Annotated in this window: 14 protein-coding genes; 12 read left to right on the top strand and 2 right to left on the bottom strand. The window is 42.0% G+C overall.

The genetic code is table 11. The features are described 5' to 3' along the window. Position 1 precedes the first annotated feature (1 nt). The 7 genes from CTY48_RS16955 to CTY48_RS16920 all read left to right on the top strand — a co-directional run bounded on the left by CTY48_RS16955 (position 2) and on the right by CTY48_RS16920 (position 8,558). The gene (locus CTY48_RS16955; protein WP_099469631.1) at positions 2-1,804 is read left to right on the top strand and encodes a sensor histidine kinase; all 1,803 of its coding nucleotides are present in this window, start codon (positions 2-4) and stop codon (positions 1,802-1,804) included. After that, positions 1,791-2,765, top strand: coding sequence for a substrate-binding domain-containing protein (locus CTY48_RS16950; protein ID WP_099469630.1), 975 nt, complete (start codon positions 1,791-1,793; stop codon positions 2,763-2,765). The genes CTY48_RS16955 and CTY48_RS16950 overlap by 14 nt, the downstream gene beginning before the upstream one ends. Positions 2,766-3,435: 670 nt before the next feature. After that, a complete protein-coding gene (locus tag CTY48_RS16940; protein ID WP_099469628.1) occupies positions 3,436-4,929 on the top strand; it encodes a sugar ABC transporter ATP-binding protein in 1,494 nt (497 codons plus the stop codon). A gap of 17 nt (positions 4,930-4,946) precedes the next feature. Then, the gene (locus CTY48_RS16935; protein WP_099469627.1) at positions 4,947-5,972 is read left to right on the top strand and encodes an ABC transporter permease; all 1,026 of its coding nucleotides are present in this window, start codon (positions 4,947-4,949) and stop codon (positions 5,970-5,972) included. Between the two features lie 113 nt (positions 5,973-6,085). Next, on the top strand, positions 6,086-7,228 hold the full coding sequence (locus CTY48_RS16930; protein ID WP_099469626.1) for an ABC transporter substrate-binding protein: 1,143 nt from the start codon (positions 6,086-6,088) through the stop codon (positions 7,226-7,228). 111 nt (positions 7,229-7,339) lie between these two features. Beyond that, positions 7,340-7,780: an RbsD/FucU family protein gene (locus CTY48_RS16925; RefSeq protein WP_099469625.1), complete on the top strand. Its 441-nt coding sequence runs from the start codon at positions 7,340-7,342 to the stop codon at positions 7,778-7,780. Between the two features lie 22 nt (positions 7,781-7,802). After that, positions 7,803-8,558, top strand: a complete 756-nt coding sequence (locus CTY48_RS16920; RefSeq protein ID WP_099469624.1) for an exodeoxyribonuclease III — start codon at positions 7,803-7,805, stop codon at positions 8,556-8,558. Here the strand turns inward: CTY48_RS16920 and CTY48_RS16915 are convergent. Beyond that, a complete protein-coding gene (locus CTY48_RS16915; RefSeq protein ID WP_099469623.1) occupies positions 8,553-9,128 on the bottom strand; it encodes an NUDIX hydrolase in 576 nt (191 codons plus the stop codon). The two genes, CTY48_RS16920 and CTY48_RS16915, sit on opposite strands and share 6 nt — an antisense overlap. A 44-nt stretch (positions 9,129-9,172) precedes the next feature. Further along, the gene (locus CTY48_RS16910; protein ID WP_099469622.1) at positions 9,173-10,141 is read right to left on the bottom strand and encodes an alpha/beta hydrolase; all 969 of its coding nucleotides are present in this window, start codon (positions 10,139-10,141) and stop codon (positions 9,173-9,175) included. Between the two features lie 240 nt (positions 10,142-10,381). Between CTY48_RS16910 and CTY48_RS16905 the strand changes: the two genes are divergently transcribed. The 5 genes from CTY48_RS16905 to CTY48_RS16885 all read left to right on the top strand — a co-directional run bounded on the left by CTY48_RS16905 (position 10,382) and on the right by CTY48_RS16885 (position 14,114). After that, positions 10,382-10,915, top strand: coding sequence for a DUF6323 family protein (locus CTY48_RS16905; protein WP_099469621.1), 534 nt, complete (start codon positions 10,382-10,384; stop codon positions 10,913-10,915). 8 nt (positions 10,916-10,923) lie between these two features. Next, on the top strand, positions 10,924-11,763 hold the full coding sequence (locus CTY48_RS16900; protein ID WP_099469620.1) for a DUF6179 domain-containing protein: 840 nt from the start codon (positions 10,924-10,926) through the stop codon (positions 11,761-11,763). 157 nt (positions 11,764-11,920) lie between these two features. Next, positions 11,921-13,213: an alpha/beta hydrolase family protein gene (locus tag CTY48_RS16895; protein WP_099469619.1), complete on the top strand. Its 1,293-nt coding sequence runs from the start codon at positions 11,921-11,923 to the stop codon at positions 13,211-13,213. A 15-nt stretch (positions 13,214-13,228) separates the two neighbouring features. Beyond that, the gene (locus tag CTY48_RS16890; RefSeq protein ID WP_099469618.1) at positions 13,229-13,672 is read left to right on the top strand and encodes a LytTR family DNA-binding domain-containing protein; all 444 of its coding nucleotides are present in this window, start codon (positions 13,229-13,231) and stop codon (positions 13,670-13,672) included. 1 nt (position 13,673) lies between these two features. After that, entirely contained in the window at positions 13,674-14,114 is a 441-nt protein-coding gene (locus CTY48_RS16885) for a hypothetical protein (protein ID WP_099469617.1), read from the top strand. Positions 14,115-14,181 lie beyond the last annotated feature (67 nt).

Genomic DNA, 14,181 nt, shown 5'->3' with positions numbered 1-14,181 from the left:
AATGACGCAAAAAAGAGGAAATCTTCTCTTTCGATTTAACAGCATCAGAAGCACGATGATATTTTTCTTTTCGATGATTATCACCGCCGCGCTTATGGTTTTTCTGATTATATCCATCAACTATACGCAGGAAACCATAATGGAAAACTCCAAATACTATACGATGCAGCTCATTGAGCAGGTGAATGGGGATATTGATTCCTACATTGACTATATGGATAATATATCCAGACTAATATCAAGCAATAAAGATGTCACGGATTATCTGTACAAGGAGGACTGCACCGAGGAGGAGCTGGAGCAGATTAAGGCGAGAGTGATTTCACAGTTTCAGACGATAAGTGATGCCAGAGAGGACATTTATAATATTGCCGTGCTGAGTGACAACGGGAGAAATGTAATCAATGACGGGAATGATGAGCTAAACCCTTACGCGAACATAAAGGAAATGGAGTGGTATGAGAAGGCAAGAGAAAGCAGTAAGATTGCGGTCTTGTCTTCTTCGCATGTCCAGAATGCAATTAAGGATGATTATAAATGGGTTGTAACGCTTAGCTGTGGCATTGAAAATCCCTATACAGGTGAAATTGAAGGTGTGCTTTTTGTTGACCTAAATTACAGTGCTATCAATAATCTGTGTGAAGGAATCAGTCTCGGAAGCAAGGGATATGTGTTTATTGTAGATTCTCAAGGACGCATCATTTACCATCCAAGGCAGACCTTGATTTATGGAGGATTGAAGAGTGAAAAGGTAGAGGAGGTTTTAAACGGAAACAAGACCAATTTTACCACGGCAGAGGGGGAAGACAGTAAGCTGTATACTGTGTACACATCGGACAAGACAGGCTGGACCGTCGTTGGTGTGGCGTATTTGAGTGAGCTTATGGCAGGAAAAGAGGAAACTCAGCTCGCTTACCTGTTTACAGCACTGTTTTTGATTATCATCTCGGGGGTCATTGCGATTGTACTTTCCAGTGAGATAACAAAGCCCCTGAAGCAGCTCGCAAACTCCATGAGAGCGGTGTGGGAGGGGCATTTCGAGCATGCCGAGATTGAGGTGCTTGACCGGAATGAAATCGGAATGCTCGGCAATTCCTTCAATATTATGACCCGCAAGATTAAGGAGCTGATGGAGGAGATTGTGCGGGAGCAGAGACAGAAGCGAAAGAGTGAACTAAAAGCACTTCAATCGCAGATTAATCCTCACTTTTTGTACAATACCTTAGATTCTATTATATGGATGGCAGAGAGCGGAAAAAATAAAGAGGTAGTTCTTATGACCTCCTCACTTGCAAAGCTGTTTCGTCAGAGCATCAGCAACGAGGACGAGATTGTGACCATCGAGAATGAGGCAGAATACACAAGAAGCTACCTGACGATACAGAAGATGCGATATAAGGATAAGCTGGAATTTGAGATTGCAATCGAAGAAGATATTTTAAGGGAATCAATTGTAAAGCTGGTATTGCAGCCTCTTGTAGAGAATGCTATTTACCATGGTATTAAATATAAGGAAGGTAAGGGGCTTATCCGCATCACAGCTAGAAGAGAGGAAGCGGACATTGTTATATGCATTGAGGACAACGGAAAGGGTATGGATGAAGAGACACTGGAGCATATATTTGAAAAGAAAGCAAACCGTCGCTCTGCCGGTGTCGGCGTAACGAATGTAAATAATCGTTTGAAGCTTTATTATGGAAGTGATTATGGGCTGAAATTCAGAAGTACCCTTGATGTCGGAACCATTGTTGAGGTAAGAGTTCCCGCGAGCGGGGAGGAGGCGAGAGACAATGAAGCGGAATAGAGGATTGTATCGGTGGCTTGCCCTGCTCATTGTTTTGGCAACGACGGCATTTCTTTTGACTCGTTGTGAGTCACAGGACAATGGTCAGATTAAGATTATTTATATTTCAAAGGTAGTGGATGAGAACAATGCCTTCTGGTTTTCCTTGATTGAAGGGGTACAGATTGCGGCGAAAGAATATGGGGTGGATTTAAGTGTCAGGGCACCTGAGTTGGAGAGTGACTATGAGAGACAGAACCGGATGATTGAGGAAGCAATTGCCCAGAAGCCGGATGCGATTTTGCTCTCCCCTGCGGACAATGAAAAGACACTTCCTGCTGCAAAAAAGATTAAGGAAGCCGGAATTAAACTTATCCTGATTGACTCCCAGATGTCCGAGCCTGTTGAAGATGCCGTAATCGCCACCGATAACGTGAAGGCGGGCAGAAAAGTTGGGCAGCTGATCAAAAATCTCGTCAAGGAGGACTCTAAGATTGCGATTGTGAGCCATGTGGAGGGAACATCGACTGCGATTGCAAGAGAAGCCGGGCTTAGGGAAGCACTTGGTGAAGATGAAAAAAAGATTGTGGATGTCGTCTTCAGCGATTCGGAGTATGATAAGGCGTATGAGGTGACAAAGGAACTGCTGCAAAAGCATCCTGACGTGGATATTATAGCGGGACTTAACGAATATTCTGCAATCGGTGCCGCAAGAGCTGTACGGGATTTAAATCTCACAGACTCCATCAAGATGATAGGCTTTGACAGCTCAACAGAAGAAATCCAATTGCTGGAATCTGGTGTATTTGATGGGCTCGTTGTGCAGAAGGCGTTTAATATGGGATATATCGGCTTGGAGACGGCGGTTAAACTCCTCCGGGGCGAGGAGGTCGCCGCAAATATTGATTCCAATAGTAACATTGTAAGAAAAGATGATATTTACACGGAGGAAAATCAGAAGCTTTTATTTCCATTTCGGTAGAGTAAAGGGGTATGGTGCTTGGGTCATTACGATGAAAAACTTCTGTAATGCCATCCAAACACCCGATGGCAAACATATTTTGAGAAAAGAGACAAACTTGCTTTGAAGCAAATTTGTCTCTTTTTGTGTTTGGTCAACTGCTACTGTAAAAATAAAGTTTATGATATGCTTTGTAAACTTATTTCTTTAAATAATTAACTTATTTTTTTTCCGCAATGTGGGCAATAATCAGGTGGAAGTCCACGAATATTTAACGCTCCTCTACAATAAGGACACCGTAAATACAAAATAGCTAAAATAATAGAGAGACCCATTATGATTGCACCAGCATTGATAAAATATAAATAAATTGAAGGGAAAATTACTGCAGGTATTGCACAAAATAACATACCTAACAAAAGCATTCCCCACATCAGTTTTCGACATAATTTATGATCAATTATCCTCATCTCCTTCTTTGCTATCAATAAACCTATCATTATACTGTACTACTTTATTTACAATATTTTTTTAAAAATACTTAACCTTTTTCTTTCTAATTTATTAACATTCTTTTCTTCCAAAAAGTAAAATAGTTACCTTTTTAAAGAGAATATTCTATTAAAATGTTTACGGTTTAGACATATACTATACACATATTAAACAAGTTGCACAAAAGGAAGGTGAAACAGTGGGTGATGTAATTTTAACGATGAAGGATATCGATAAGTCATTTGTCGGTGTTCACGCATTAAAATGTGTAAGCCTTGAGGTGAAAAAGGGTGAGGTACATGCTCTGATGGGCGAGAATGGTGCTGGTAAATCCACACTTATGAAGGTTTTAACCGGCATCTATTCAAAAGACAGCGGAACCATTACATATGAAGGCAAGGAAGTGGAGTTTACTAATCCGAAGGAAGCTCAGGATGCAGGTATAGCAATCGTACATCAGGAGCTCAACATGATGAATCACTTGACGGTTGCACAGAACATATTTATCGGTCGGGAAATGATGAACGGCAAGCTGATTAACGACAAGAAGATGAATCAAGAGGCGGCGAAGCTGTTTGAGAAATTAAACATTGATATTGATCCGGATACGGTAATGGGTGATTTGACCGTTGGTAAGCAGCAGATGTGTGAGATTGCAAAGGCTATCTCAAAAGATGTAAAGATTATTATTTTTGATGAGCCTACCGCGGCACTTACGGAAACGGAAATTGCCGAGCTGTTTAAAATTATACGAGACTTACGGAAAAAAGAACTCGGTATCGTTTATATTTCACACCGTATGGACGAAATTAAGGTTATCACGGACCGGGTGACGGTAATGAGGGACGGCGAGTATGTCGGAACGCTCATAACTGAGCAATCGACGAAGGATGATATCATCAACATGATGGTAGGGCGCACGATATATGAAGACCCAAAAGAGGCGAGTACAGTGCCTAAAGATGCCCCTGTTGTTCTAAAGGTTGAAAACCTAAATGCCGGAAAGATGGTTCAAGATATAAGCTTTGAGCTTCGAAAGGGAGAAATACTCGGATTTTCAGGACTTATGGGAGCGGGTAGAACGGAGACGGCGAGAGTCTTATTCGGAGCAGATAAGAAAGAGAGCGGAGATATTTATATCAACGGCAAAAAGGTGGAAATAAACAGCCCTAAGGATGCGGTGGCAGCAGGAATCGGATATTTGTCCGAGGACAGAAAGCGGTACGGAATCGTGCTTGCGGAATCCGTTGCCTCCAACTCGACAATGGCAGCCCTTGAAAATTTTATGAGTGGATTGTTTATTGATAAGAAGAAAGAAAAAAATATCGCTCAGGAATATGTTGAAAAATTAAAGACCAAGACGCCAAATGTGGAGACGGAAGTAATCAACCTCTCAGGCGGAAATCAGCAGAAGGTAGTCATCGCAAAATGGCTGATTAAGGATTGCGACATTCTAATTTTTGACGAACCGACAAGAGGTATTGATGTAGGAGCAAAGAGCGAGATTTATCATCTGATGAATGAGCTTGCTGCGCAGGGAAAATCAATTATTATGATTTCCTCGGAGCTGACAGAGGTACTTCGTATGAGTGATAGAATTATCATCATGTGTGAGGGAAGAAAGACCGGAGAGCTTTGCATTGAGGAAGCTTCTCAGGAGAGAATCATGCATGCCGCAACACTTAGAAATTAATTGGGAGGATTAAAAAAATGGCAGCAAAAACAACAGAAAAAAAGCCTAACGCTTTATTGAATAATCCAATTGTCAAGGCAGTTGGTACGCAGCGATTGATTGCCCTGCTGGCACTGGTAATCATCTATATCGTATTTGGGGCAATCAGCCCTTCCTTTAGACAGTATTCCACATTGGTAAGTATCTTTGACGCTTCTTACTACATTGGTTTCATGGCAATCGGTGTAACATTTGCTATTACGACGGGAGGCATCGACCTTTCCATCGGTACGGTTCTTGTTTGCTCCTCCCTTGTGACGGGAGCACTCGCAACCAAATACAATGTGCCGATAGCATTGTGCTTAATCATCTGTATTTTAATCGGTACGGTTTTTGGTTTATTAAACGGCTTGATGGTTTCCTATATGGGTCTGCCTCCGTTTATTGCAACACTTGGTTCCATGATGCTTTCCAAAGGCTTTGGTTCTATTTTTACAAAGGCACAGAGTGTTACATGGCCGCAGGCAACCGAGGCAGAAGGATGGTTTCGAAATATATTTAAAATAAATATCACAGGAGCGGACGGTATCTCAACCCCGATTCCGACAGGATTTATCTTACTTTTACTTGTAGCCGTATTGATGGCAACACTGTTAAATAAAAGTCGTCCGGGACGTTATATCGTAGCACTCGGAAGCAACATTGAAGCGACAAGACTTTCCGGTGTAAACGTAGCGAAGTGGCAGACACTGGCTTATGTGATAAGCGGTACAATGGCAGGTATTGCAGGTATTGCCTATGCGGCAGTTTACTCTACCCTGCTTCCAGGCGGAGGCGGAGGCTTCGAGCTTGATGCCATCGCAGGCGTTGTAATCGGAGGAACATCCATGAGCGGCGGATACGGAACAATCGCAGGTACATTAATTGGTGTATTCATCATGTCAGTGTTAAAAACCGGTTTACCATTTATCGGATTACAGACACACTATCAGCAGGTAGCAACCGGACTTGTACTTATCTTTGCAGTATTTATGGACGTTGCAAACAGAAGAAAGAAAAACTAGAAGAAGAACACGGTAGTAATTACCCGGGAACCACCAAAAGGGAAACGGGTATAGCAAGCTTATCGGCAAAGGTCTGGTAAGTAAGTATAAAACAAATTAAGGGAGGATTTACAATGAAGAAAAAACTAGTAAGCGTATTAATGTGTGCAACAATGGTATCAGCATTGTTAGCAGGCTGCGGTTCAAGCGGCAGCACCAGCACAACGGACACAACAACACCAGCAGCAACGACAGACACAGCAACAGATACAAAGACAGATACGGCTGATACTAAGACAGATGAAGCGGCAGGCGGCGATATGTCCATATACATCGTATCAAAGGGCTTTCAGCATCAGTACTGGCAGGCAGTATTAAAGGGAGCTGAGGAAGCGGCAGCAGAGTTGGGCGTAACAATTGACTTTAAGGGACCTGATACAGAAAGTGATATTGCACAGCAGGTTCAGATGTTAAATAATGCATTGAACAATAAACCGGATGCAATCGGTTTGGCAGCACTTGATACCCAGGCATGCTTGGAAGGTATCACAAAGGCACAGGAAGCAGGCATTCCGATTATCGGATTTGACTCCGGTGTACCGGGAGCTCCGGATGGTGCAATTGCGGCAAACGCAGCAACTGACAACTATGCAGCTGGTGAGCTTGCAGCAGAGGAAACCTATAAGATAATCAAAGATAAGATTGCTTCTGCAACCGATACCGTGAGAATCGGCGTTATGAATCAGGATGCAACATCTGAATCCATCACAAACCGTGGTTCAGGCTTTATCGACAAAATGAAATCCTTAATTGAAGCAGACGGAAAAACAGTTTCGATTGAAGGTCATGACAAATGGGCAAACAAGGTTGACGGTGCAAACGTAATTATTGACGTGGCAGTTCCGGCACAGGTAACAGCAGAGCTTTCCTCTATTGATGCACAGAACCTCTTGAACAAACCAGACACCATCTGTATCTATGGCTCTAACCAGCACTCAGGTGAAGGTCTTATCAACGGTGATGCGAACTTAAATAAGCTTGGCACAAGTATTGTAGGCGTTGCATTTGACTCTGGTGAATTAATTAAGAGTGCTGTAAAATCCGGTAAATTAGCAGGCGCTGTAACACAGGATCCAGTTGCAATCGGACGTAACGTGGTAGAGCTGGCTGTAAAAGCAGCAAAGGGCGAGGCAGTTTCTGATGTGGATACAGGCTGTAAGTGGTATACCGCAGACAATATGGACGATGCTGACATTGCTCCAAACTTATACGACTAATCGGCAATTGCGAATTACCAAACTGATACACGAACTATAAAAAATATGATATAATAAAGGGGATTGCAAATTGCAATCCCCTTTATCACAAACAAATAGGAGGACATTTTAATGTTAAAAGGAATACCGCAGATTTTATCACCTCAATTATTGAAAGTTTTATGTGAAATGGGACACAGCGACAAACTTGTTATTTCGGACGGCAATTTTCCGGCGGAGGAAATGGGAAAAGACGCCATTGTAATCCGTTGCGACGGACATGGAGTACCGGAGATACTGGACGCTATTTTGAAACTGTTTCCGCTGGATGGATATGTAGAAAAACCGGTTAATTTAATGGAAGTAATGCCGGGAGATACAGTGGAGACACCAATATGGGATACTTATAAAGAAATTGTGGCAAAATATGATGAACGCGGTGCATCCTGTGTCGGTAATATTGAGCGCTTTGCCTTTTATGATGAAGCCAGAACAGCATATGCGATTATCGCAACAAGCGAGAAAGCACTGTATGCCAATATTATGCTGCAGAAGGGTGTTGTGACCGAATAAAATCATTGGAAAAGAGGAGAAAATGAAATTTATATCATGGAACGTAAACGGGATTAGAGCCTGTGTCCAAAAGGGATTTTTGGAATTTTTCAAGGAAATAGATGCTGATTTTTTCTGCATACAGGAAAGTAAAATGCAGGAGGGACAGCTTGATTTGGAACTGGAAGGATATCACCAGTACTGGAACTATGCCCAGAAGAAGGGATACTCGGGAACGGCAATTTTTGCAAAAAAAGAGGCAATCAGCGCTTCATATGGCTTGGGAATTGAAGAGCATGACCAGGAAGGCAGAGTTATTACGCTGGAATATGAGAACTTCTATCTTGTGACGGTGTATACCCCAAATTCCAAGGACGAGCTTGCACGCCTTGACTACCGCATGGAGTGGGAGGAAGCGTTCAAGTCGTATTTAAAGAAGCTTGAGGAGAATAAGCCGGTTATCGTATGCGGAGATTTGAATGTGGCACATAAGGAAATCGACTTGAAAAATCCGAAGACGAACCGAAGAAATGCAGGATTTACCGATGAAGAGAGAGAAAAATTCACGACACTTTTGGAGGCTGGCTTTATTGATACCTTCCGTCACTTTTATCCGGATATGGAGGGAATTTACTCATGGTGGTCCTACCGCTTCAGCGCCAGAGCCAAAAATGCAGGATGGCGCATCGACTATTTCCTGACTTCCAAAATATTGGAAGACAAGCTCGTGGATGCGAAGATTCACACGGAGGTTTTGGGCTCAGACCATTGCCCGGTTGAGCTGGAGATAAACTTATAAAGGCGTCCGCCCAATCTTTTGTGCAAAAGAAATCAATTTGTTATACAGATAAACATCATGCTCGCTAAAATATTCTGTCGTGAATTTTTCAACCGGAAACCATTCTACACCGCTGTTTTCGTTCGGACAGATTTTTAGCGGGCTTTTTTCATCTGCAATCAAAATGTAAGCTGCGGATAAATGCAGGTGTACATTTACATAGCTTCCGTTTTTGATATGCCCGTCTACGGTGAGGATATCAATAGAGGCGATATCCTCAGTCAGACAAGTGATATCCGTAACACCTGTCTCCTCCCTTGCCTCTTTCAGAGCGACATACAACAAATCCTTGTCTCCGTCTGCGTGACCGCCTGTCCATGCCCAAACGTCTCGGATGTTGTGGTGGATAAGCAGGACTTTGGTAAGGGAAGGGTTCATAATAAAACCGGAGCTTGTGATGTGTGCTATTTCGTTGTCACGCAGCAGCACATTGTCACCGAAATGCTTTATGTAATCCAGTATTACTTTTTTCTCTTTTATTTCCTGTTCGTTAATCGGTTTGTATGCTTCAATTGCATCTAAGTAGTTCATACAGGTCTCCTTTGTGTTAAACGCTTCCGGTTCATTTGTTTATCTTATTTCATATATTTTTCTGTAAAAGCCCATACGGTTTTCCAATATAAGTCGGGGTTGACGGCTTCCGCCTCACCGTGTCCGGCGCCCTCAATGACAAGCTTTTCTTTTTCCACTGTGGCGACTTCATATACCTGGTCAAGCATCTCATATGGAACGAAGGTGTCCTTATCACCGTGAATAAAGAGCATCGGAGTCTTACTTTTTGCTACCTGACCTATTGCGGAGGAATCAAAGATATCATAGCCTGCACGTATTTTGGCAACGGTGTTTGCTGCCGCCATAACAGGAAACTTAGGAAGTCCGTATAGCTGCTTTAGCTGGTAGGTGAAGATGTCACCGGTGGACGTGAAACCACAGTCCTCCACGATTACCCGTACATTGGACGGCAAATCTTCCCCTGATGTATTCATGACGGTTGCACCGCCCATCGAGACGCCCAGAAGCACGATTTTTGCATCAGGGTTTATCTTGACGATTTCGTTTATCCACGACACCATATCGAGCCGGTCGTCCCAGCCCATACCGATATAATCACCCTCACTCTCGCCATGACCGCGCAAATCAGGAGCAAGTACCTGATAGCCCTTCTCATAAAACATGCGAACGAAATGGTACATACCGTCATTTTCACCACTGTAACCATGAACGACAATTGCCCAATTTGGATTATCTTCCCCATTTGCAAACAAATCCGCATGAAGCTTTAAATGAAGTTCATCATCAGAGGTAATGGAGAGGGAAGCAGGCGGATTGTTACGGATAAATTCCGCATCTAGGGCTTTTTTTGCCGCTTTCTCATCTGCTGTAGTCTTATCTGTGGACTCCAAATCCGGGTTTCCGTCTAAAAAGTCCTTCTTTGTATGTGCGTTGATTCCAAGATTGTAAAAATAGTTTCCCACGAAAAAGTAAGAGCTTGCTAAAAGTGCTATTGCCGCTGAAACCGAGCCTATTATTAATTTTTTCTTCATGTTACCTCCAATATGTAAAAATAAATAACCAGTAATAATTCGAACAACGCCCACAACTGAGAATCAGTTATGAGCGTTCCTGTTTAACTACTTATATTATAGCACAAAAATGGGAAAAATTCAAGACTGGCATACTGCAGTCGGCGGTGCTATACTGTGTAAACTAGAAAGATTGCGAAATATCGTTTGACTTATAATTCCTGTTAACTTTCACTGCGAAATAACGGAGGAGAATTGCGGATGGAAAAGAATTGGCTGGAGTCGTTTCAGCAGCAAAATCAGATTGAAAAAATAATGGATATGAATGTTAGAACGGAGCAATACGGGCTTACATTAAGCCAAGAAGATGCAAAGCTGTTAGCAGCAGAGCGTCAAAATGTATTGCGCGAGCAGAGAAGAATCGAGTTTGCGCAGGGAATTATGCCGCAGATTATCTATGAATTTTGTGATTCGGCTTATATTGACCAAAACAATTATGTAGATACTCTAATCCGGCTGCAGGAAATTTTTTATCTCTATAAAAATGAAATGCTTGACGAAATCACGGATGACGAGCTTTTGCATTTTATGAAGGAGCAGTTTGAGACAGTGTGCTTTGGTGACCTTAATTACCTGGAGGGAAGCTGCCTTGATATTTTTGCGCAGGCTATTCGGGCAGGTTATGATGGTTATAGGAATACAGATGGATATGGTGAGTATTCAAAGTTTGATGAAGTGCAAAGATGGGACAGAGAAGTGTATCTTGAGGTTTTACGGGAATTATTCTGGGGGTGAGAGAACATATGAATTATGAAATGGAAGAGTTGGTGCCGATTGTGTCAAAGCTGGCGAATAAGCTGACGGGTTATGAAAGTACCTCCATCACCTATGAAAAAGCAGAACAGCTTATGGAAGCAGTTATATACTGTATTCACGAGTTGGAGCTATCAAGGGAGGAATTATCACTGCCTGTGGAGCAGCTTTCGGCGGAGCGGGCGTATGAAAGAGGTTATGACTGTGTAAAAGAAAAGGTCAAACGTGCCCTTGATTCGTACCATGCTTTTTTGAATGAATTTGATTCCTACGAGAACGCTTGCCTGTACGATACTTTTATAAAAGGAATACCGGAATTTTTTAAGTGGTACGATACAAAATTCAAGCCGCAGGATACGATTTTGACACTGGATTATCCAGTTTTAAAGGATATCAGCATGTACAACGGGATAGATGCCGTGTATGAATTTATAGACTGTGTCAGACTGGAGCAAAGGTTTTTGGGGAATTTCAGCAAAAGCTATGTGAAAAATGTTTTGCGTAGATACAGCAGTGACTATAAAAAAATAATAGAAAATATTTGCCAGATTGTTTTTATGAATGTAATAGGACATGTACTGGTCGGAAAGCCGTTGGAAGAGCAGGATTTCACCGAGCAGGAATTTGAGCAGATAAAAATATTATTCAGGCGATCTGACCGACAGGAGATAAAAGATAAACTCAAACATTTTACAGAGAGGCTTGTATATCAGTATTATGGTGAAGACAAAGAGCTGTGGAGCTATCTGCTTCTGTCCGTTGACAATATAGCTGCATGGCTGGAAAATGCGGCTATTCATAATACACTGGAACAGCTCTTCGGAAATTAAAAAGTTTCTAAAAATAAAAATCTTAAACAGCCTTTTGCAAAAAAGGCGTTGCATCTTAGTGCCCATTTCTGCATCTTAGCGTGAGGCGTATTGTAAGCTCATAAGCTCTGTTCTATACTGAAAGCAAATCATAAATCAGAGAAAGAGGAGAGAAAAAATGGGTATTATGATAGCAATCATGCTTGGGATCGTTGAGCTAGGTTTTATGGCGGTAAGGATATGGAAAAAGAAATCATTTCAAAAGGAAAAGAGCGTTGTAAATCTTTCGGAGTTTTTAATTGTTAGCGTGCTTGCGGCAGTCAAGGTACTGGACTTTAGCTTCCGCTGGCAGGCTTTACTGCTTGTATTGGCAATCAGAAGCATTTGGGCAGTGATCTGTTTGGTGCGCAGAGCCCAAGAGAAACAATACCGCACAGTTAAAACCATCGCAGTCACTGTATTTCAGCTGTTTTTTATAGGAGCTGCAACCGTTCCGGCAATTATTTTTCCCACGTACAGCGGTTTTTCCCCGACAGGCAGCTATGAAATCGAGACCGCCGTATTTACCTGGGAGGACGAAAGCCGTGTGGAAACCTTTGAAACCGACGGTTCCAACCGGAATGTAACGGTACAATTCTGGTATCCCAAGACAGAGGGAGAGGAGACTTTTCCCCTTATAATTTTTTCTCACGGAGCGTTTGGTTATCGGCAAAGCAATTATTCTACCTATGCCGAATTAGTCAGCCATGGCTATGTCATATGCAGCATTGACCATACCTATCATGCTTTTTTTACAAAGCAGACGGATGGTCAGGTCATAACCGTAAATCCTGAGTTTATCCAAAGTGTATTTCGAATCAATGAAGATGGAATTTCAGAGGATGAAATATTTGCAATTACAAGAGAATGGATGGAGCTTCGAAGCAATGATATGAATTTTGTACTAGATACAATCAAGAAAAAAACGGAGAATTCCGCGGAAGATGCTTTCACCAAAATCGACCTGTCCAAAATAGGAATCATGGGGCATTCCCTTGGAGGCGCAACGGCAGTTACCGTAGGCAGACAAAGAAATGATATCGATGCGGTCATCGATTTGGACGGCACCATGCTCGGGGAGGAGTTAAGCTGTGAGAATAATGTCTATACTATAAATGAAGAGCCTTATCCCATTCCGTTATTATGCATTGACACCACGGACCATTATGAAGAAGGGCTGACTTATGGCGACCAGTATGTGAACAGTGTAGTTCTGAATAATGGAATAGATGCAAGGGAAATTCATTTTAATCAAGCAGGGCATTTGAATTTTACAGATTTGCCTATTTTCTCTCCATTTCTGGCGTCCTTGCTTGGAACAGGAGAAATTGACAGCAGTGATTGCATCCAGACTATGAATAGAGTAATATTGAATTATTACAATCATTATCTAAAGCAGAACGAAGAGCTGACAATTCAAGAAGTATACTAGGAAAACAAGGGGCTTATGAAGGTAAAAATAGAGAAAATAGGAAGAGAAAAAGAAGAGCAGGTATTGATTTCCTGCTATGAAATAAACCAAAAGGTAGAGGAAATAGCACGCTTTGCCAAGTCCTATCAGGAAGGGATTGAAGCTTATGATGAGCAGGGTGTAAGAAGTGTTGCGGTTTCCGATATCTATTATATTGAAGCCGTGGATCAGCGGGTTTTTGCCTATCTGAATAAGAACGTATATGAGATTAAAATGCGTTTATATGAATTTGAGGAAAAATACAGGGAGCTTCACTTCCTTCGCTGCTCCAAGGCAAGCATTGTAAACCTTATGAAGATAAAGTCCTTAAAGCCTGCTTTAAACGGCAGGTTCAGTGCAATGCTTATCAACGGCGAAACGGTAATCATTGCAAGGAAATATGTTCCTGATCTGAAGGCAAAACTACATGGAGGAAAGTAACATGAGCAGGAAAGAGGTTGTAAAAGAAATACTGATGAGCTATTTTGTCGTGGTGACGCTTATTAACGTTGCGATGGCTGTCTTGGGACTCTTATATGACAGCAGTAAAACCTTTGGTTATGAAGCGTTTTTTATGCCGCTGCTCTATGGTCTGCTTGGAATCCTGCCGTCCCTGATTTCCTATTCAAGGAAAGAGCTGTCCACAAAAAAGGTAGTTGTTCGCAAAATTCTGCAATTTTTCTTATTGGAGCTGTTGCTCATACTGTTTATCGTGTTAAACGGAGTAAGGAGCTTGGAAATTATTTTACCGTTTGGTGTTGCTGTATTTGTGGTTTCTTTGTTGGCAGAAGTGTTTCTGTGGTTTTTGGACTATGAGAAGGCAAAGAATTTAAATCATATGTTGGAGGAGTATCAAAAAGATAAGGGAGAGATAGAGGGATAAGAAACAAAAAATGTGGATGCGGCTGGAAAAGTAGAAGCCTATGTTGTATTTTTTTGAAATATCACCT

The sequence above is a fragment of the Konateibacter massiliensis genome (genome assembly GCF_900184995.1).
Classification (GTDB): domain Bacteria; phylum Bacillota; class Clostridia; order Lachnospirales; family Lachnospiraceae; genus Lachnotalea; species Lachnotalea massiliensis.
Note: the sequence above shows the minus strand (reverse complement) of the source record. Positions and strands in the feature narration are given on the sequence as shown.

What these genes read in the sequence shown, in the direction of transcription:
- CTY48_RS16955 (WP_099469631.1), top strand. Translation starts at nt 2, where the DNA reads ATGACGCAAAAAAGAGGAAATCTTCTCTTTCGATTTAACAGCATCAGA.
- CTY48_RS16950 (WP_099469630.1), top strand. Translation starts at nt 1,791, where the DNA reads ATGAAGCGGAATAGAGGATTGTATCGGTGGCTTGCCCTGCTCATTGTT.
- CTY48_RS16935 (WP_099469627.1), top strand. Translation starts at nt 4,947, where the DNA reads ATGGCAGCAAAAACAACAGAAAAAAAGCCTAACGCTTTATTGAATAAT.
- CTY48_RS16930 (WP_099469626.1), top strand. Translation starts at nt 6,086, where the DNA reads ATGAAGAAAAAACTAGTAAGCGTATTAATGTGTGCAACAATGGTATCA.
- CTY48_RS16925 (WP_099469625.1), top strand. Translation starts at nt 7,340, where the DNA reads ATGTTAAAAGGAATACCGCAGATTTTATCACCTCAATTATTGAAAGTT.
- CTY48_RS16920 (WP_099469624.1), top strand. Translation starts at nt 7,803, where the DNA reads ATGAAATTTATATCATGGAACGTAAACGGGATTAGAGCCTGTGTCCAA.
- CTY48_RS16915 (WP_099469623.1), bottom strand. Translation starts at nt 9,128, where the DNA reads ATGAACTACTTAGATGCAATTGAAGCATACAAACCGATTAACGAACAG.
- CTY48_RS16910 (WP_099469622.1), bottom strand. Translation starts at nt 10,141, where the DNA reads ATGAAGAAAAAATTAATAATAGGCTCGGTTTCAGCGGCAATAGCACTT.
- CTY48_RS16905 (WP_099469621.1), top strand. Translation starts at nt 10,382, where the DNA reads ATGGAAAAGAATTGGCTGGAGTCGTTTCAGCAGCAAAATCAGATTGAA.
- CTY48_RS16900 (WP_099469620.1), top strand. Translation starts at nt 10,924, where the DNA reads ATGAATTATGAAATGGAAGAGTTGGTGCCGATTGTGTCAAAGCTGGCG.
- CTY48_RS16895 (WP_099469619.1), top strand. Translation starts at nt 11,921, where the DNA reads ATGGGTATTATGATAGCAATCATGCTTGGGATCGTTGAGCTAGGTTTT.
- CTY48_RS16890 (WP_099469618.1), top strand. Translation starts at nt 13,229, where the DNA reads ATGAAGGTAAAAATAGAGAAAATAGGAAGAGAAAAAGAAGAGCAGGTA.
- CTY48_RS16885 (WP_099469617.1), top strand. Translation starts at nt 13,674, where the DNA reads ATGAGCAGGAAAGAGGTTGTAAAAGAAATACTGATGAGCTATTTTGTC.